Annotated in this window: 19 protein-coding genes; all 19 read right to left on the reverse strand. The window is 63.9% G+C overall.

Features of this window, described 5'->3' with window-relative positions:
- Positions 1-486 carry a type VI secretion system lipoprotein TssJ gene (tssJ, locus tag ACYCAX_RS25740; protein WP_460249153.1) on the reverse strand — a complete coding sequence of 162 codons (486 nt, stop codon included), beginning with the start codon at positions 484-486 and terminating at the stop codon, positions 1-3.
- Positions 487-491: 5 nt separating this feature from the next.
- A complete protein-coding gene (gene tagH, locus ACYCAX_RS25745) occupies positions 492-1,688 on the reverse strand; it encodes a type VI secretion system-associated FHA domain protein TagH (protein ID WP_015475526.1) in 1,197 nt (398 codons plus the stop codon).
- Positions 1,689-1,705: 17 nt separating this feature from the next.
- Positions 1,706-1,846 (reverse strand): hypothetical protein, encoded by a 141-nt coding sequence (locus ACYCAX_RS25750; protein ID WP_015475527.1) that lies wholly within the window; start codon positions 1,844-1,846, stop codon positions 1,706-1,708.
- A 67-nt stretch (positions 1,847-1,913) separates the two neighbouring features.
- A complete protein-coding gene (locus tag ACYCAX_RS25755) occupies positions 1,914-3,422 on the reverse strand; it encodes a sigma-54 interaction domain-containing protein (protein WP_015475528.1) in 1,509 nt (502 codons plus the stop codon).
- Positions 3,423-3,432: 10 nt separating this feature from the next.
- The gene (tssH, locus tag ACYCAX_RS25760; RefSeq protein WP_460249154.1) at positions 3,433-6,015 is read right to left on the reverse strand and encodes a type VI secretion system ATPase TssH; all 2,583 of its coding nucleotides are present in this window, start codon (positions 6,013-6,015) and stop codon (positions 3,433-3,435) included.
- Between the two features lie 14 nt (positions 6,016-6,029).
- Positions 6,030-7,037, reverse strand: a complete 1,008-nt coding sequence (gene tssG, locus ACYCAX_RS25765) for a type VI secretion system baseplate subunit TssG (protein ID WP_294976680.1) — start codon at positions 7,035-7,037, stop codon at positions 6,030-6,032.
- Positions 7,001-8,788 (reverse strand): type VI secretion system baseplate subunit TssF, encoded by a 1,788-nt coding sequence (gene tssF / locus ACYCAX_RS25770; RefSeq protein WP_294976683.1) that lies wholly within the window; start codon positions 8,786-8,788, stop codon positions 7,001-7,003. Before tssF ends, tssG begins: the two co-directional genes overlap by 37 nt.
- A 50-nt stretch (positions 8,789-8,838) precedes the next feature.
- Complete coding sequence (locus ACYCAX_RS25775) at positions 8,839-9,264, reverse strand: hypothetical protein (RefSeq protein ID WP_157883295.1); 426 nt, start codon at positions 9,262-9,264, stop codon at positions 8,839-8,841.
- A gap of 69 nt (positions 9,265-9,333) precedes the next feature.
- A complete protein-coding gene (locus tag ACYCAX_RS25780) occupies positions 9,334-9,867 on the reverse strand; it encodes a hypothetical protein (RefSeq protein WP_294976687.1) in 534 nt (177 codons plus the stop codon).
- A gap of 45 nt (positions 9,868-9,912) precedes the next feature.
- On the reverse strand, positions 9,913-10,455 hold the full coding sequence (locus tag ACYCAX_RS25785; RefSeq protein ID WP_460249155.1) for a hypothetical protein: 543 nt from the start codon (positions 10,453-10,455) through the stop codon (positions 9,913-9,915).
- Positions 10,452-10,835 (reverse strand): hypothetical protein, encoded by a 384-nt coding sequence (locus tag ACYCAX_RS25790; protein ID WP_294976692.1) that lies wholly within the window; start codon positions 10,833-10,835, stop codon positions 10,452-10,454. Before ACYCAX_RS25790 ends, ACYCAX_RS25785 begins: the two co-directional genes overlap by 4 nt.
- The gene (locus tag ACYCAX_RS25795) at positions 10,832-10,975 is read right to left on the reverse strand and encodes a hypothetical protein (RefSeq protein ID WP_294976695.1); all 144 of its coding nucleotides are present in this window, start codon (positions 10,973-10,975) and stop codon (positions 10,832-10,834) included. Before ACYCAX_RS25795 ends, ACYCAX_RS25790 begins: the two co-directional genes overlap by 4 nt.
- A gap of 31 nt (positions 10,976-11,006) precedes the next feature.
- Entirely contained in the window at positions 11,007-11,393 is a 387-nt protein-coding gene (locus ACYCAX_RS25800) for a hypothetical protein (protein WP_015475536.1), read from the reverse strand.
- Complete coding sequence (locus tag ACYCAX_RS25805) at positions 11,390-12,247, reverse strand: hypothetical protein (protein ID WP_460249156.1); 858 nt, start codon at positions 12,245-12,247, stop codon at positions 11,390-11,392. The genes ACYCAX_RS25800 and ACYCAX_RS25805 overlap by 4 nt, the downstream gene beginning before the upstream one ends.
- 4 nt (positions 12,248-12,251) lie before the next feature.
- Positions 12,252-12,755, reverse strand: a complete 504-nt coding sequence (locus ACYCAX_RS25810; RefSeq protein ID WP_460249157.1) for a PAAR domain-containing protein — start codon at positions 12,753-12,755, stop codon at positions 12,252-12,254.
- Positions 12,756-12,765: 10 nt separating this feature from the next.
- A complete protein-coding gene (gene tssE / locus ACYCAX_RS25815; RefSeq protein WP_294976703.1) occupies positions 12,766-13,173 on the reverse strand; it encodes a type VI secretion system baseplate subunit TssE in 408 nt (135 codons plus the stop codon).
- A 14-nt stretch (positions 13,174-13,187) separates the two neighbouring features.
- Entirely contained in the window at positions 13,188-14,663 is a 1,476-nt protein-coding gene (tssC, locus tag ACYCAX_RS25820) for a type VI secretion system contractile sheath large subunit (protein ID WP_015475540.1), read from the reverse strand.
- Between the two features lie 27 nt (positions 14,664-14,690).
- Positions 14,691-15,191 carry a type VI secretion system contractile sheath small subunit gene (tssB, locus tag ACYCAX_RS25825; RefSeq protein ID WP_294976707.1) on the reverse strand — a complete coding sequence of 167 codons (501 nt, stop codon included), beginning with the start codon at positions 15,189-15,191 and terminating at the stop codon, positions 14,691-14,693.
- Positions 15,192-15,225: 34 nt separating this feature from the next.
- Entirely contained in the window at positions 15,226-16,782 is a 1,557-nt protein-coding gene (gene tssA / locus ACYCAX_RS25830) for a type VI secretion system protein TssA (protein ID WP_294976710.1), read from the reverse strand.
- Positions 16,783-17,448 lie beyond the last annotated feature (666 nt).

Below are 17,448 nucleotides of genomic sequence, written 5' to 3' on the forward strand. Positions count from 1 at the left end.
TCATTCCCCCTTGGCCGGGCTGGCGTCGGCGAGGGTCTGGATGCCGGTCTGGTCCAGGCGCAGGTCGGTGCGGTTGAGCTGTACCGGGGTCAGGGCCACCACGTAGCGCCAGCGGGTTTCCGGCAGGTCACGGTAGGCTGCCAGCACGCCGACGTAGCGGCTGCCATCCTGGACGGTGAGCTTGAGCTCGCGGGTCTCGCCGGGGCGCAGTTCGATCTCTTCGCTGGCGACCAGGTCCGGCGCCAGGGATTCCTTCGAGCGCTCGTAGAGGCTGAAGAAGTCGGCGTTCTCGAAGGCCACCGGGTTCTTCAGTTCGATCAGGCGCACCACGATGGGCGAGGGACGGCCGTCGAGGTCCGGGTTCAACTGGTCGCTGGCGCTCAGGGTCAGGTCCAGCTTGGTCATCTTCGAGTAGGGCGAGAGCACCGAGCAGGCGCTGGTCAGCAGGACCAGGGCGAGCAGGGCGAAGGAGCGGAGAGCTGACATGCGGTTCATCCTTGGGGTTCGCTGTTGAGGGTGGCGATCAGCCGGACCTGTTCCTCGTAGGCCTGGGCAAAATCGCGGGCGAGCAGGCGCTCGCCCCATTCATCGTCCTGGCGCAGGGAGTGGTGGTAGCGCCCGTAGGCGCGCCAGCGGCCGGCTGCGCCGGTGAGGCGGGAGACCTGGCCGTCGCGCTCGAAGCGCAACGCCAGCTGCTCCGGAGCGAAGTGTTCGAGGGTGCCGCGCACTGCGGCGCGGCTGGCGCTGAGCAGCGCCACCTGGTGGGCCTGGAGGTCACGGAAGGTGCGCGAGATGGACTGCTCGGCACTTGCCTGGCCGGGCCGTGCGCCAAGCAGCAGCGCGTTCAGCGCTTCGCGGCTGTCGGCACTGGATTTGAGCGGGTTGCCGCTGTGGCCTGGCACGCTGGTCAGCGCCAGGCGCAGTTCGTTCTTCAGCTCGGTGCGGGTGCGCAGGCTCTGCTGCAGGCCGCCGACGCACTGGCGCAGCAGTCGTGCAGCCTGGATCGCCAGGGCTTCGCGGGCGTCCTGGTCGAGGCCATCGAGGTTCACACCCAGTTGCTCGCCGAAGCGCTGCCAGAAGCCGTCGGGTTGGCGCTCCACCTCGGCGGCAGGAGCGTCGGCAAGCTGCGCTGGCGGTTCCACCAGTTGCGGCAGCGGCAGGCTTTCCATGTCGATGGGCGCGTAGTCGGCCTGGTAGCGGATGTCGGCGTGCTGGGCACCGAGCATCCCGTAGTCTTCGCTCTGGGCGTAGATGCGCTCCTGCTGGTCGATGGCGGTCAGCGGATCGAGGTCGAGGAAGGCGTCGTCGGGAATGATGCTGCCGGCGGCGCGTGGGCGGCCGATTTCTTCACCGAAGATGGCCGGGTCCTGCACCAGGCGCGCGCGGATCTCGAAGTCACCCAGGCAGTAGACCGCGCCATGCTCGATGCGCTGCGGCAGGCCCTTCTGCAGGCGCGCGCCGCTGGCCTTGAGCTGGACGCCGTTGCTGCTGTTGTCGGTCAGGTAGAACCCGCCTTCGCGATAGCTGATCTGTGCGTGGTGGTTGGACAGGTGGCGGCGGGCATCGGGGATCACCCAGTCGCAGTCCTCGGCGCGGCCGATCACGCCACCGGCCTCCTTGAAGGTCTTGCTGGTCAGCAGGCCGGGCACGAACTGCTGGGCGCTCACCATTTCGAATACCAGTTCCATGGTCTTGTGCTCCTGGCTCAGTTACGGCGGTTGACCGTCTGTGGCTCGCCCAGCGGGCGGTAGTCCTTGTCGTTGAACTTGTAGTTGCCGCTGCAACCACCGAGGGCGAGCAGGGTGGCGAGGGCGAGCAGGGCGGCGCGCCAGCGAAGTGGGGGCATCAGACGACCTCCGTTGGGGTGTGATCGATGGGGGAAAGGGGCTGTAGACGATTCATGATGGGTTCGCTCATGTCTCGTTGGTGTGGATGTTCAGGCGCTCCAAGCGGTACAGCAGGGTGCGGCGCGGCAGCCCCAGCTCGCGGGCGGCCAGGGTGCGGTTGCCGCCGTTCTTGCGCAGGCATTCGAGCAGCATCGAACGCTCGACCTGCTCCAGGCGTTCACGCAGGTTCGAGGTGCCGCTGCTTTCCAGCGGTACGTCGCGCAGGTTGAAGTGCGAGGGCAGCAGCTCGCCGGTCTCGCACAGCAGGACCGCGCGCTCGACCATGCCCTTGAGTTCTCGGACGTTGCCGGGGAAGCCATAGCCGGCCAGGCGATCGAGCGCGGCGGCGGACCAGTTGCAAGGGTCGCGCTGGAGGAAGGAGCAGGCCTTGCCCGCGAAGTGGCGGGCCAGCTCGAGGATGTCCTCGCCACGCTGGCGCAGCGGCGGCAGTTCGATGGGGAACTGCGCCAGGCGGTAGTAGAGGTCCTCGCGGAAGGCGCCGGTGCTGACCATTGCTTCCAGGTCGCGGTGGGTCGCGGCGACGATGCGTACGTCGATGCGATGGGTATCGTTGCTGCCCAGCGGGCGTATCTCGCCTTCCTGCAGTACACGCAGCAGCTTGGCCTGCAGGGCCAGGGGCATGTCGCCGATTTCGTCGAGGAACAGGGTGCCGCCGTCGGCGGCATCGAACAGGCCGCGACGGTCGCGGTCGGCGCCGGTGAAGGCGCCCTTGCGGTAGCCGAACAGCTCGCTCTCCAGCAGGTGCTCGGGCAGCGCGGAACAGTTCTGCACCACGAAGTTGGCGGTGCGGCGTGCGCCGCAGTCATGGATGGCTCGGGCGACCAGTTCCTTGCCGGTGCCAGTCTCGCCGGTGAGCAGGACGGTGTAGGGGCTGTGCAGCACCTTGCTGATCAACTGGTAGGTGCGACGCATCGCCGGGCTTTCGCCGATCATCCCGTAGCCACTGGTGCAGGGGCCTGGTGCCGCGGGTTGGCTATCGCGCTGTGGGCGGCGCAGGCGAAGCAGCAACTGCAGCTGGGCGTGGACGAAGGTACCGAGCTGGCCAAGGGAGCGGGCGAAGCCGACGAGGTCGCCGGTGGCATGGCTGGCGCAGAGCAGCAGGCCCTGGACGGCCTGTTGCGAGTCGAGCAGCGGCAGGCAGAGCAGGGCGCGCCAGGGCTTGCCGCTGGCCGGCAGGAAGCTGGTGTCGTGCAGGCTGTCGTTGAGTTCGGCCAGGCTCAGCACACGGTTCTGGCACAGGCTGTACTGCAGCAGCTGCTCGTCCTTGTAGTCGGCGGGCAGGCTGGTGGCTTCGCGCGGTTGCAGCAGGCCATCGAGGCATTCGGCGTTCAGCCCGAGCGCGCTGTGGCCGGCATCCAGCAGGTAGAGCTGGACCAGCTCGCAGTCCGCCAGTTCGCTGGCGGCACCGACGAACTGGCCGAGCAGGCTATCGACATCGGCGGCACGCGCAAGGTTGGCGTACTGCTCGAGGAGCGTCTCGGCGTAGTTCAACGGCTGGGGAATGCGCAGGAACATGTCGGTCACCTCAACTGAACTCGCAGACCGGACGAGCATCGCTGTCCAGCGTGGCGTGAACCTGGCGCAGGGTCTCGCCGGCGGCCATGGCGTCGAGCAGACGGTCGGCGATTTGTGGCAACAGGTGGGCGTTCATCAACTGGTCGATCAGCCGCGCGCCGCTCTCACTCCGGGTGCAGCGTTCGGCCAGGTGTTCGACCAGTGCCTGGCAGTGGCTGAAGCCGAGCTGACGGCGCTGCATGCGCTCGCCCAGGCGGCCGAGCTTGAGCTGCACCAGCTCACGCAGCACGTCGCCGCTTACCGGGTAGTAGGGCACCACGCGCATGCGCGCCAGCAGCGCTGGCTTGAAGTGGCGGCTGAGCGCCGGCCGGATGGCTTCTTCCAGGTCCTCGGCGTCCGGGCGCTGGCCGTCGGCGCAGAGTGCGGCGATGCGCTCGCTGGCGAGGTTGGAGGTCATCAGGATCAGCGTGTTGCGGAAGTCGATCTCGCGGCCTTCGCCATCGTTGGCGATGCCCTTGTCGAAGATCTGGTAGAAGAGGTTGAGCACGTCCGGGTCGGCCTTCTCCACCTCATCGAGCAGCACCACCGAGTAGGGCTTCTGCCGCACCGCCTCGGTGAGCATGCCGCCCTCGCCGTAGCCGACGTAGCCCGGAGGAGCGCCGATCAGGCGCGAGACGGTGTGCTTCTCCTGGAACTCGGACATGTTGATGGTGGTGAGGAAGCGCTCACCGCCGTACAGCAGGTCGGCCAGGGCGATGGCGGTCTCGGTCTTGCCGACGCCGCTGGGGCCGACCAGCAGGAACACGCCCACCGGCGCATCGGGCTTGTTCAGGCCGGCGGCGGTGGCGCGCATGGCGCGGTCCAGCGCCTGTACCGCCTGCTCCTGGCCGCGTACGCGCTGGCGCAGGTCGGTGGCGAAGCTGGCGACCTTGGCATTGTGCTCGCGGGCCAGTTGCGACAGCGGTACGCCGGTCCAGTGGCTGATCACTTCGGAAACCAGTCGTGGGCAGACTTCGAAGCTGACCAGGCGTTCCTGTTCCTGCGCATAGCGCAGCGAGGCATGCACGTCGTGCAGGCGCTGTTCGAGCTCAGCGCTTTGCTCCCGGCGCTCTGCGTCGACACGGGCGGCAGCCAGTTGCTGGCGCAGATCGAGCAGTTCGCTGGCGAGGTCGCGCTGCTGCTGCCAGCGCTGCTGCAATTCGAGCTCCTGGGTGGCGGCTTCTTCGAGCCGGGCTTCCAGTGCTTGCAGTGCTTCCCGGTCGATGTTCAGCCCTGCTTCCTGGTCGCGGCGCAGCGCCTGGCGCTGGCGCTCGCCTTCGGCCAGTTCGCCGCGCAGTTTCTCCAGGCTTTCCGGCGCGGCGGCCAGGCTGATGCGCACGCGAGCGCAGGCGGTATCGAGCACGTCGACGGCTTTGTCTGGCAATTGGCGGCCGGCGAGGTAGCGGGCGGACAGTTCTGCGGCGGCGACCACCGCGTCGTCGCGCAGGTAGATGCCGTGGCTGGCCTCATAGACCTTCGCCAGCCCGCGCAGGATGGTGACTGCCTCACCGACCGTGGGCTCGTGCAGTTGCACCGGCTGGAAGCGCCGGGCCAGCGCCGGGTCCTTCTCGAAGTACTTCTTGTACTCCGCCCAGGTGGTGGCGGCGATGGTGCGCAGTTCGCCGCGCGCCAGCGCGGGTTTGAGCAGGTTGGCGGCATCCGAGCCACCGGCCTGGGCGCCTGCTCCGATCAGCGTGTGGGCTTCGTCGATGAACAGGATGATCGGTTTGGCGGACGCCTTCACTTCCTCGATCACGCCCTTGAGGCGGCGCTCGAATTCGCCTTTCACGCTGGCGCCGGCCTGCAGCAGGCCCATGTCCAACGACAGCAGCTCGACGCCCTGCAAGGCATTCGGTACTTCGCCAGTGGCGATGCGTGCAGCGAGCCCTTCGACCACCGCCGTCTTGCCGACCCCGGCCTCGCCGACCACGATCGGGTTGTTCTTCCGGCGGCGGGCGAGGATGTCGATCATCTGGCGGATCGCGCTGTCCCGGCACAGCACCGGATCGAGCTTGCCGTCGCGGGCCTGGCGCGTGAGGTTGTGGGTGAAGCGTTCGAGCATCGACTCGCCCTTGCCGCTGGCCGGCGCGTTGCCGTCCTCGGGCTTCTGCGCCAGGGCGAAGTCACGCAGGCGGTCCGCGTTCAGGCGTGCCAGCAGCGGCTGGTAGTGGCTGCCGGCATAGCGCATCGGGTTGCGCAGCAGGGCGAGGATCAGCGCGGCCTGGTCGATCTGGCTTTCGCGCAGTTCCAGATTGGCGACCAGCAGGGCGTCCTGCAGCCACTGCATCAGCTCGGCGGCGAACACCGGGTTGCGCGAGGCGCTGCTTTCAGCGCGCGGCACCAAGGCGGCGGCCAGCTCACCGGCGTCGACGTCGGCGTCCTGCAGGGCGCGCTGCAGCAAGCCTTGCGGGCGCTCCAGCAGGGCCAGCAGGAAGTCCTCGACGAGGATCTTGCTGCCGCCACGGGCAACGCAGCGCTCGGCGGCGCCTTCCAGGTCGCGGCGGGTTTCGGCGTCCAGCGCCTGGACGAGTTGTTGCAGGTCGAGGTTGATCATGGATTCATCGTTCCTTAATGAATGCGGCTGCCGAGGGTGACGATGCCGTCGGCGTGCTCGCGGCCGAGCCAACTGGTCCAGCCAAGGCGGCAGGGGTTATCGGCGCCGATGCGCAGTTCGCGAATGGCGTCGTGGCGCAACTCCAGGCGCAGGTCGTAGTCCAGGGGATCGCGCAGGGTGAAGCGCACCAGGGCACAGAGCGGCTGGTAGCCGGTGCCGATGGGCAGGAATTCGTGGAAGCGCTCCCAGTCCAGCTCGCGGATGTGCACGCGGAACTTGCCGCTGCGGTCGCGCACCTGTTCGCCGAGCACCAGGTCCTCGCCGAGCCGACTGTTGGCCAGGCCCAGGCGGTTGCGCTGTTCTTCGAGGATTTCCACCTGGCGCTCCAGGCATTGCTCGATGAACAGGTCGGCGTGCTTGAAGTAGTAGCGCAGTACGGCTTCGATCAGGGCTGCCGAGTGGGCGCGCAGGCTGAGCAGGCCGAGGTAGGGCAGCAGGCGCTTCCAGTTCAGTTCCTCGGCCTGGCGCAGCTGCGCGCCACCCAGGCCGATCAGGGCGAACAGGCGCTCGGACAGCGCGTCGATGGCGCCGCTGCGGAAGCGCGCGTGGTAGCGGTACTTCTGCCAGACCGGCAGCAGCAGGCGCTGCAGGCGGTGATGGAAGAGGTCGAGGAAGTCCCGCGTCGGGTTGCCGTCCTCGCTGTCGCCCAGCGCCTGTTCGCCGTAGAACGCCGGTAGCGGCGAGCCCGAGCCGAACAGGCCGATCAGATTGATGCGCAGGCGAGCGCGCAACACGCCGTTCTCCTCGAAGAACTGCACACTGTGGATATCGCTGCCGGGGAAGCCCAGGCTCGGGTTGGCCTGGAATTCGAGGCGGTCGTAGAGTGCTTCTTCATCTTCCGCGGCGCCGGCCTCACGCAGGCGCTCGATGACCAGCTGCACCGCCTGGAACAACGAGTATTCGCGGATGTCGCGGCGCAGCCTGCTCAGAGCAGGGGCTGCTGTCCCATACGCGGCGTCCATTGGTACACCTCTCCCTGTGTGCTTTTGACCCTCAGCTCGTGGTACGAGTTGAGGCTGGCGTAGAGCGCGAAGAATTCGTTGAGGACCGAGGCGAAGACGAACAAATCGCCCTCGCAGATGTAGCCCTCGGGATCGACCGTCAACTCGGTGCGCAGCCCGCGCACCGGCAAGCCCCGATGCAGGCGGTCGACGTGCTGGTGATTGATCGATTTGAGGCCGCCGAGCAGGCGCTTGCTGACCTTCTCCGCGTGCTGGTCGTAGTAGCGCGGCAGGTCATAGGTTTCGAGGATCACCTTGAGCGCCTCGACGTTGGCCAGCGACAGGTAGTTCAGCGACATGTTGCTGATCAGCTTCCAGAGGAAGTCGCGGTTCAGCGGTGGCGCATAGCTGGGCGTGACGGGCGTGATGTTGCGGAAGCGCAGCGAGTCCGGCGTCTGGTCACTGGGCAGGCAGATGTCGCCCAGCTTCAGGCGGCGCGGCAGGTTCTGGTTGGTGCAGGTGAGCTCGATGGAAAGCGTCTCGTGGGACTCGTGGTCGCGGATGCCGAAGCTCAGGTAGGTGTCCAGGCCCTCGTGCAGCAGCGAGGTGCGCTGGCGCACGCTGTAGTGCGGGCGAGCGGTGGGTACGTCGAAGCTGGCATCGTGCTCGAAGGATTCGAACAACACGTAGTCCTGGTGGCCGATGCCGCCGGGGCTCCAGCCGGTGACGCTTTCCACGGCGAACACGCCGCAGTGCTGGGCATCGAACTCGGCCGGCAGCAGCAGGTATTCGTCCTGCTTGCCGTCCAGGCGAATCGGCAGCGCGTCATGCTTGAACAGGTTGACGATGGGCGTGCAGTGCAGCTTGAGGTTGTCCAGGGTCGGACGCAGGCGCTGGATGCCGCTGCGATGGATGTCGAAGCGGATTTCCAGGCCACGGGTTTCCTTGAGCTGCGCTTCGGTCAGCTCGTTCAGGCGGTCCAGGCCGAGCAGGTCGACGAACAGGAACTTGTCCTGGAAGGCGAAGTATTCCTGCAGGAAGCGATAGCCGCGGAAGGTGTTGAGCGGGTAGGGAATCATCGCCTCGTCTTCGGCGAAGCCCACCGGCTGCACGCGCTCGCCTGGCAGGCGCAAGGTCAGGGGACGATCCTGGGCGTCGAGCAGAGGTTGCTGACGCTCGTTGAGCGGCACCAGTTCGATGCTGTCGAGGTTGTTCAGCAGGCACAGGTAGAGCATCTGGCTGATGTAGCGCTCGCCCGCCAGGTGCAGGCGCAGGCGCAGCAGGTCCAGCTCGCCCAGGTGGCCGGGGCAGCTCATTTCCAGGCGCAGGCTGAGGATCGCGCCTTCACCCTTGACCGAGTAGTTCACGCCGGCGGTTTGCAACGCGGTGACTTCGGTGGGGAAGCAGGTGCGGAAGCGGCAGCTGACGTCGTCGATCGGCTTGCTTTCCACCGGCGTCTCGCGCGGCACCTGCAGAGCCGGGCCGGCGTTGGCCTGCGGGTCGAACTGCAGAATGCTGAACGCTGGCAGCGGCCGCATGTAGTTCGGCCACAGCAGGTGCATCAGCGAGTGGGTCAGCTCGGGCAGTTCGTCATCGAGCTTCTGCCGCAGGCGCCCGGTGAGGAAGGCGAAGCCCTCGAGCAGGCGCTCGACATCCGGGTCGCGCCCCGCCTGCGCAAGGAACGGCGCCAGCGCCGGGCTGCGCTCGGAGAAGCGGCGTCCCAGTTGGCGCAGGGCGGTGAGTTCGCTCTGGTAGTAGTGGTTGAATGACATGGTCGATCCTTGACTCTCCGGTGGTCTGCCGGACTCTTCCTTGGTTGAGGTCAGTTCTCGTTGATGCTGTACGGAGCGTTGCTGATGAAGGTGTTCAGCCAGTTTTCCCGCCACTCGGGAACACCGATCTCGAAGCTCCGCTTCTGCTTGTCGAAGTCGATCCAGTAGGTGCCGACAGTGGTGTCGTCTTCATGCGGCCGCATGTCTGTGTAGCGGTCCTCGAAGAGCGGGGTTCTGAATACGGTATGTGGGGCCTGGCTATCTCTGATGCGCAGGTAGACGAGATTGCTCAACGGCCCCAGTGAGACCTTCTGCATCTGGAATCTTCCCGATGGGCTTTGGATCGACAGTTGGGGCTCGCGGGTAATGATCGACCGGACCGAGGCGAAGAGCGCCAGCAGGACGGCAACGGGCAGTAGAGCCAGGAGAAGGGCTTCAGGTCGGCAAGAGCCGCGTGGCAGCTCAACGGCATTCATTGATTACCCAACCTTGATATCCGTTGCTCGTCGGGTAGATGGCCCGGTTAGACGGGTAAGAGAGCTTCACTAGAGAACCTCCCGCCAGTCATCGGGGGCCGTCTGGAGAAACAGCTCTCTCTCGCTCTCTGAACGGCTTGTCCAGAAGGGAACCCAGATGTTCTCCCACCAGTATTCGAGGTTACCTTGCTTGGGCAGATTCGCCTCGATGGGATCCATGCACGGGAATACGACCCATGGAGCCGGGGGGGCGGTGAACAGGGTGTCAAATGATCGAAGCAGGGAGATTGAGTTGGTGGTTGCCTCTACGAGATATCCACCGAACTCCTCGCGGTAGGAAAGGGCCAGTGACTCCTGATATTCGTTGTCGACTATTGACTCATTGAGTAGCTCGGTGGTCGAGAAGCGTGACTGTAAGAGAGCTAAGAATGCAGATAATTCTTCATGCCCGAGTAGCATGATCACGTAGTACGCGAAGACACCCTGCTCCCCCAGAAAACTCTTGGCTGGATAGGCATGAAACTGCTCCCCACCCCTGGTGATATCCGGGTTTTCCGGCAGGTAAGGGAAATGCGTGTCTGGTCGTTCTTTGCGTCTGGTCACTTGCTAGGGCCTATGTCGAGGGGGCGCTTAGTTGCCGTTGGCCGATCATGGGGCGCTGTGTATCTGGGCATGGCACCAGGTCCTGACATCTTCCTTTTCGAAAGCAGGACAGTGCTGGCTTTTGCTCATGACCAGGTATTCCCGACCGGGCTCGTAGGTGAAGTGGTAGTAGTTGCTGCCATCCTCGGCATAAAGCCAGTAGGAGCTCGATCCCTCGTTGATGACGTAGGGGGCGAGGGTCAGGATCGAGGCTTCTGCGGGAATGAAGTTATTTCGATCCATGAGCAGCATCAGAGCGTTGCTGGCCAGCCGCGTGAACAGCAGGACACCCAGCAGCGCAATGGCGAGGAGCAGCAGGGCAGTTCGTTTAGCGTTCATAGAAATACAGAGTCGAGGCGCCGGTCTTGGCGCGTTCCAAGAGATCCATCGCGTCACTGGCATACTTTTCCGCCAGGTGCCTGAGCCGTTGCAGGCACTGGTGCATTGCGGGGGCGGAATGCAGCCACACAGCATCAAAAAGAGAAATGACGGCAGCAGACGTGCTAGACACGTGGCGCGAGCAATCGTCCAAGCATCAGCAGCGTTCATGGCTTTTCTAGCTCACTGGCTTTCTGCAGAGGTCTCTGAGGAAAAAGCTCGGCGTTTTGATGCAGCGAAAGTGCGCCGCCACCGTCATAGCCGATGATGCTGCTCAGCGCCTTCTCCTTGGTTGCTGCATTGAGCCTGAACCAGCCTTCCTTCCATAGGTCGCCGTTCTCATGGCGGATCTGTACGTGAAAATATGGGAGCTGCTCCTGAGTGATCTCGAAGTAAGCGCCGCCATCCGGACCGCCGCGCCATTGCGCATTGGGATAGGCACTGAGTGAATGCTCTGTGTCTGCGGAGAAGTCCATTACCAGAAAGGCCGCGGCAAGAGCGGTAAGGGCAAGAATGCCCAGGGCGGTGAACAGCCGCTGGACGTACTTCACCGGCTTGTCTTCATTGCGGTTTGGCTGGTGTGCGTCTGAACCTGGCACCAGGTGTTGGTGTCATCCTTGTCGACATAGCCCGGCTCGGCAAACTCGTCGATGGCCTTGTGCTTGCTCTGGTAGTTTTGAGCGTGTGACATGGGGCGATCCTTAGCGCTTGGTTCGCAGAGTTCAGTCAGGGCTACGGCTGTTGTGGTGCCATTGCCCGATCCAGCTCGACGCCATCATCGCGCCCAAGCTCAGAGCCAGGAGAAGTCCGCAATAGAACGATGCGCGAAGCGGGTAATGCGGTAGCAGCATCCAGGCCAGCGAGCCACACATCAGCAAGGCAATACCAATCTTCAGCGCCCGCTTGGGGGTGAGTGCCATGAGCAGGTTGGCAACTACGACATGCAGCAGCGCCAGACGGGTAACTGCTCCAGGGGCATATCCACGGGTGTCAGCAGCACCCTGCAGCTGCTTGTAGAGAAACAGGCCGAGATCGTTGGCAAACAGGAACAGCACGCAGGCCAGCAGATGGCAGGCAAGGGCGATGATGAGCAAGGTGGAACGCTTCATTTCGTCTGCTTCCAGATTCCATAGAGGCTGACCGATGTCGCATCGACGGGGCTGGTCAGATGGGCATTCCCGGTGGGTGCGAAAACGGCTTCATTCACTTCGTAGGTCTGGGGGTAATCCGCGCCCATGGTGGTCAATTCTCTCTTGGCCAGACGGTGGTTTTCCTTCGCCCACAAGGCCCCTCGGAGGACCATGTAATTGTCATATTCGTTGGTGGGATCGCTCGACCCGAAGAGTGTGCCATCTCCCCAGGAAATGCCGGTCTTGACGGTTTCCCTAATGGCATCGTCCGCGCTGCTCTGGCGCGCGTAGTACATCTTGTAGGTGTCGACCGCGAACGGTATCTGTCCGATGGCGTCAGTCCAGTACGGATCACCTCCGACCATCACCAGCAGGTAGCCTGCGCCGCCGTCAGGAGCCTGCTTCCAGTCCCCGGAAAGTCCGCTGTAGTACTTCATTGATGGGCGGTCGACCTCCGCGAAATCGATGATCTGCTGCCAGGTAAAGTGCTTGTATGACTGGTAGGTCGGTGTTCCTGGCGTGGTCGACTCGGGGTTGGTCCAGACTCGGGCGCGGTAGTTGTCTGCGAGCGGTTCAAACCACTGTGTCCGGGTCGCGTACAGTTGCCTGGCTGTCAGAATGCGAAAGCTCTGATCACCCGGATTTGGCGTCAGTGCGAACAGCGGCAGGCCGCTGGACGCGGTGACCAACCAGACCGATGGCATCGGTTGCATCTTGGGCTGTTTACTCTGAGCCGGTGTCGAGTCGGCCTTGAGCTTGAGCGCGGTCCTTTGCGTTGCCGTGTCGGTTTCGAAGGTGTACAGGCGGCCGCCCAACGGGATCTGAGTTTCCATAGGCTCACTCTCCCCAGACGTACAGAGTCAGCGTATCGGCGCTTTCGCCAGTACTGATCAGGCTTGTTTTCCCCTGGGAACAGGTCACCCCGATCTGTTCCTTACCGTTGGAGGACAAGAAGCGGTAGCTCAGATTGGCGAGGCCTTGCCCGGAATCGTCATGCAGCAGGCACTGGCAATCGAATCCCCCGAGGCTCAATGGCGAAGGGGGAGTGAAAGGCGCCGCCGCATGGCTCGTCCCGATCACCACCGTCCCCGATCCACTCACCACCACGTTCCCATGGCGGCCGACGGTCCCGACCGTGGCCGCCGGCATGCCATTGATCAGCACATTGGGGATCACGTTGCTCGCCATGGCGCCGCCACAGGCGGATGGGTCGCCCTGGCGCGCGGCGGGCAGGCCCTCGAACAGCACGTCGGGCGAGCCGGCGGCGATCGGGTTGGTGCCGTGCCCCGGCAGCGGGCAAGCCGTCGGATCACTGAGGCGGGCGGCGGGTTTTCCTGACATGGGGTGCTCCTTACTGGACCTTGACCTGTCCGCTGCCATCCAGGCTGGCGGAGAAGCTGACCTGGCGGCGGATACCGTCGACCTCCAGCAGGCCTTCGATGGCGAAGGCCAGGTTCAGCGGGTCGTGGTCGCGTGGCAGGGATATGACGCGAACCGCGGATAGGCGGGGCTCGTACGCTTCGATGAAGCGCTCGATGGCCGTGCGCGCCTGGTTCAGCGAATCGTGCAGGCTCAGGCGCATGTCGTTCAGGTCGGGCAGCCCGTAGTCGGGCAGCGTCTGCACGCTGCCCGCACGGGTGCTGAGCATCTTGGCCAGATGGGCAGCCACCGAGGCCATGGCGGCCACCTCCGGGCTCCAGCCGGAACGCGCGGCGGCTTCGCCGCCCAGGCGCTCGAACAGACTGCCGTATCCTTTCATCGCTCAGCTCCTGCTCATTCCTTGTCGAGCTTGCCGACCAGCGACAGCGTGAAGTCCGCACCCATGTACTTGAAGTGCGGGCGCACGCTCAGGCTGACGCGGTACCAGCCCGGTTCGCCCTCGACGTCACTGACGATCACCTGGGCGGCGCGCAGCGGACGGCGGCTGCGGACTTCGGCGCTGGGGTTCTCCTGGTCGGCCACGTACTGGCGGATCCACTTGTTCAGCTCAAGCTCCAGATCGGTACGCTCTTTCCACGCGCCGATCTGCTCGCGCTGCAGCACCTTCAGGTAGTGGGCCAGGCGGTTGACGATGAACAGGTAAGGCAGCTGGGTGCCGAGCTTGTAGTTCAGCTCCGCGGTCTTGCCTTCCTCGCTGATGCCGAAGAATTTCGGCTTCTGCACCGAGTTGGCGGAGAAGAACGCGGCGTTGTCGCTGCCCTTGCGCATGGTCAGGGAGATGAAGCCTTCCTCGGCCAGCTCGTACTCGCGGCGGTCGGAGACCAGCACCTCGGTGGGGATCTTGGTCTCGATCTCACCCATGCTTTCGAAGTGGTGCAACGGCAGGTCTTCCACCGCGCCACCGCTCTGCGGGCCGATGATGTTCGGACACCAGCGGAACTTGGCGAAGGAGTCGGTCAGCTTGCTGGCGAAGGTGAACGCCGTGTTGCCCCACAGGTAGTGCTCGTGGTCGTTGGCGACGTTCTCCTTGTAGACGAAGGTCTTCACCGGGTTGTCTTCCGGATCGTACGGGTTGCGCAGCAGGAAGCGCGGCACGGTCAGGCCGACGTAGCGGGAGTCCTCCTGTTCGCGGAAGCTCTGCCACTTGGCGAATTGCGGGCCTTCGAAATGGTCCTTCAGGTCCTTCAGGTCCGGCAGGCCGGTGAAGCTGTCCAGGCCGAAGAACTTCGGACCGGCGGCGGAGATGAACGGCGCGTGGGACATGCTCGAGACGCTGGCCACGTACTGCATGGTCTTGACGTCAGGAGCGCTCGGCGAGAAGTAGTAGTTGGCGACGATGGCGCCGACCGGCTGGCCACCGAACTGGCCGTACTCGGCGGTGTAGATGTGCTTGTAGAGGCCGGACTGGACCACTTCCGGGGAGTCCTCGAAGTCGTCCAGCAGGTCCTGCTTGGAGACGTTGAGGATCTCGACCTTGATGTTCTCGCGGAAGTTGGTGCGGTCGATCAGCAGCTTGAGGCCGCGCCAGGAGGATTCCAGGGCCTGGAACTCGGCGTGGTGGAGGATCTCGTCCATCTGCTGGCTGAGCTTGGCGTCGATCTCCGCGATCATGCGGTCGACCAGCGCCTTCTTGACCTGCTCGCCCTGGTTCTGCGGCTTCAGCAGTTCTTCGATGAAGGCCGATACGCCGCGCTTGGCGATGCCATAGGCTTCGTCGTCGGGGGTCAGGCTGGTCTCGGCGATGATGCGGTCGAGAATGCCGTACTCGACGCCGGCCCCGGTGGTTTCCTGTACTGCGCTAGTGCTCATGTGTTGGCTTCCTTTTCAGTTGCTGGCTCAGGCGTCCTGCTTATCGGTGAGGCCCAGCTCACCCAGTACGCGGTCGCGCGAATCGTCGTCGGCGAGCACGCTTTCGATGGCCTTGCGGAAGGCCGGCGCATTGCCCAGCGGGCCCTTGAGGGCGACCAGGGCGTCGCGTAGCTCCATCAGTTTCTTCAGCTCCGGTACCTGTTCCACCAGGCTCGCCGGGTTGAAGTCCTTCATCGAGTTGACCTTCAGGGCTACACCCAGCTCTTCGCCGGCGGCTTCGTCCTGCAGACGGTTGGGGACGTTGAGGGTCAGGCTCAGTTCCTGCTTGGCCAGCACTTCGTCGAAGTTGTTCTTGTCGATGCCGATCGGCTTGCGATCCTCGACCTTGCGGTCGTCGGCGCGCTGAGTGAAGTCGCCGAGAACCAGCAGCTTCAGGGGGAGCTCGAGCTCTTCCTGAGCGTTGCCGGTGGCGGGCTTGAAAGTGATGTTGACGCGTTCCTTGGGGGCGACCGAGCCTTCTTTGGCCATGGACTTTTCTCCTTTGCGTTAGCGGCCCTAGGGCCTAGTCGAGCACCACTTCGAGATCGAGGTGGCACAGCCTGCGATAGACCTCGTCCTTGCGTTCGCGAACGCTGTGGTTCTGCGGCAGCAACTCGCAGCAGGTGTGCAGCAGGTGCAGCACCTCGAGGGCGAGATCGGGTTCCCATTGGTGCAGGGCGGATTCCTGCAGTTGTTCGTCGAGGGCCTCCAGCTGGGTCTTGGCCAGCTCGTACTTCTTCGCCTGCTGGCACAGGCGCGCCATGCTCAACTGCCAGAAGAAACGTTCACGGCCGCCCTGGGCGCCCTGCAGGCCTTGCTTGAGGCGTTGCACGGCGCTTTTGAGCCCTTCCCTGCGCAGTAGCGGCACAGCCTCTTCCAGGGCCAGTTCCCAGGCGGACGACTCCGTGGTGGTGGCGACTTCGCGTGGCGCGGAGGGGGTCTGCAGGTGCGGCATCACATGGGAGCTGATCCAGGCGCGAGTGGCCGGCTCGGCGAAGGGGTTGCCGTCGAAGAACTTCAGCTCGACGACACCGGGCAATCGCTGCAGAAACAGCGCGAACTGGATCTCCACCTCGCGCATCGCCGCCTCGGCATCGAGCGCCTGCAGGCATTCCCAGGCCAGGCGCTGGCCGTCGAACCAGAAGGGCGCGCGCGCCAGGCTGGTTTCCAGATCGACCAGCAGGTCGGCGTAGTGGCCCTGCTCGAAGCGTTCGCTGTAGGAGCGCAGCTTGTCGGGGGGCAGGCTGCGCAACGCGGTGGTCTGCTCGGCGTTGCGCTCGGGAAGGCTGTCAATCGGCAGCCAGAGCAATGTTCGGTTCAGGCGTAGGGCGCGCAGGTCGGTGGCCTTCTGGCGCAGCCACCAACTGCACAGGGGGCGGGCGTTGTCCTGCTGGATACGCAGCGCCTTGTGTGCGTCCTTCTCGTTCTCGATGGCGCTCACCGGGGCGAGGAGGTTGGTGGCCGCTTGCTTGACCTGGGCGACCACTGCTCCCACCGAGCCCGGCTCGGGCTGGCCCTGGGAAGCGCGCTGGATCATCTCGTCCACTCGCCGGCATAGTGGCAGCATCAGCGGCGCTTCGCTGTTCAGGCGTGCCGTCAGGCATTCGTCCAGGCTCCGCAGCTGTTCCGCCAACTGGCGGAACAGCTGCAATTGTTCCTTGATCGCCAGACTCTCGTTGAACAGTGGCTCCAGTCGTGGAATCAGCCAGCCGATAGCGGCGGCGCGGGTCCTGTCCTTGCGTGGGTGCACCTCGTCCCAGTGCTTCTCGCATAGCTGCAGAAGCGTGGCCAGGCCAGCCTGCAGGCCAGCGAAGGATTCGCGTTGCTGCAGGGCCCAGGTCATCCAGGCGGCGATGCGCAGATCCTTGGACTGGGTACGGAGAATGCCCTCGCTGACATCGATGACCTTCTGCCAGTCCACCAGACCGTTGCCATGCAGAGACGAGGTCTTCGCGAGCTCCGTCTCCAGACTCTCGTATTCGGGCGAGTAGCGTACGTCCTCGCCCGCGAAATCTCCTGCCGATATTGGAGTAGCGGCCAGCTCGAGATAATGCGATACGAGTTTCTTGGAATGGCTCATCTCTGCGATCGTCCCTGATGCGGCAGAACTCTGGATATAGGAAGTTTCCGATTTGCGATACGGAAAAGGAGCAGTTTCGGATGGTCCATCGTTCTCTGATGGAGAGCTACTGCGGTGCGCATAGTGCAGTTTTTTGCACATGATGGCGTGTAAGATATTTGCTATTTTATCTGTAGTCCTGCGGTGCTTCACATAATGACTGTGAGTGCTTTGGCAAAGTGCCAGTATTTTAGTGATGGCTCTAGAATGGTGCTTTCAGCGGTCTTCAGATGATTTTTGATGGTCTGAGCCAGCCCTGACTTCATGATTTGCCTTCTTGAGAATGTATGGATCAGGGCGGTTGTAATAATTCTTCTGCTCGTCTTCTGAAGAGAATCATGTGGGTTGTTCTGTGCAACTTTCTGCCAGCCGGTTGGGTGTCTTATCAGGTCGCCGATCAGTGTTTTCGGGGTCTCTCGGGGGTATGGCAAAAAGTTGCACAGCTGTCGGCAAGTTATTGCTAGAAAGTTAAGATTTTAAGGCGGAAAACCTGAAGATATTGTTTGTGATAACTCTGGATAGCTAGTGTTCAAGCGCTTTCGATCTTTCTGGCATGCAACTTGTTAGAGGCTTGGTTACCCACGGTGTCATGTGACCCCGGGGCCCATCACTTCATCACGGCAAGGA

This window comes from Pseudomonas sp. MT3 (assembly GCF_054720805.1).

Bases quoted from the DNA above. Each gene is read 5' to 3' on its own strand.
- ACYCAX_RS25755 (WP_015475528.1), bottom strand. From the start codon at position 3,422: ATGTTCCTGCGCATTCCCCAGCCGTTGAACTACGCCGAGACGCTCCTC.
- ACYCAX_RS25810 (WP_460249157.1), bottom strand. From the start codon at position 12,755: ATGTCAGGAAAACCCGCCGCCCGCCTCAGTGATCCGACGGCTTGCCCG.
- ACYCAX_RS25800 (WP_015475536.1), bottom strand. From the start codon at position 11,393: ATGAAGCGTTCCACCTTGCTCATCATCGCCCTTGCCTGCCATCTGCTG.
- tssA (WP_294976710.1), bottom strand. From the start codon at position 16,782: ATGAGCCATTCCAAGAAACTCGTATCGCATTATCTCGAGCTGGCCGCT.
- ACYCAX_RS25750 (WP_015475527.1), bottom strand. From the start codon at position 1,846: ATGCCCCCACTTCGCTGGCGCGCCGCCCTGCTCGCCCTCGCCACCCTG.
- ACYCAX_RS25785 (WP_460249155.1), bottom strand. From the start codon at position 10,455: ATGAACGCTGCTGATGCTTGGACGATTGCTCGCGCCACGTGTCTAGCA.
- tssE (WP_294976703.1), bottom strand. From the start codon at position 13,173: ATGAAAGGATACGGCAGTCTGTTCGAGCGCCTGGGCGGCGAAGCCGCC.
- tssH (WP_460249154.1), bottom strand. From the start codon at position 6,015: ATGATCAACCTCGACCTGCAACAACTCGTCCAGGCGCTGGACGCCGAA.
- tssC (WP_015475540.1), bottom strand. From the start codon at position 14,663: ATGAGCACTAGCGCAGTACAGGAAACCACCGGGGCCGGCGTCGAGTAC.
- tssF (WP_294976683.1), bottom strand. From the start codon at position 8,788: ATGTCATTCAACCACTACTACCAGAGCGAACTCACCGCCCTGCGCCAA.
- ACYCAX_RS25795 (WP_294976695.1), bottom strand. From the start codon at position 10,975: ATGTCACACGCTCAAAACTACCAGAGCAAGCACAAGGCCATCGACGAG.
- tssB (WP_294976707.1), bottom strand. From the start codon at position 15,191: ATGGCCAAAGAAGGCTCGGTCGCCCCCAAGGAACGCGTCAACATCACT.
- tagH (WP_015475526.1), bottom strand. From the start codon at position 1,688: ATGGAACTGGTATTCGAAATGGTGAGCGCCCAGCAGTTCGTGCCCGGC.
- tssJ (WP_460249153.1), bottom strand. From the start codon at position 486: ATGTCAGCTCTCCGCTCCTTCGCCCTGCTCGCCCTGGTCCTGCTGACC.
- tssG (WP_294976680.1), bottom strand. From the start codon at position 7,037: ATGGACGCCGCGTATGGGACAGCAGCCCCTGCTCTGAGCAGGCTGCGC.
- ACYCAX_RS25805 (WP_460249156.1), bottom strand. From the start codon at position 12,247: ATGGAAACTCAGATCCCGTTGGGCGGCCGCCTGTACACCTTCGAAACC.
- ACYCAX_RS25775 (WP_157883295.1), bottom strand. From the start codon at position 9,264: ATGAATGCCGTTGAGCTGCCACGCGGCTCTTGCCGACCTGAAGCCCTT.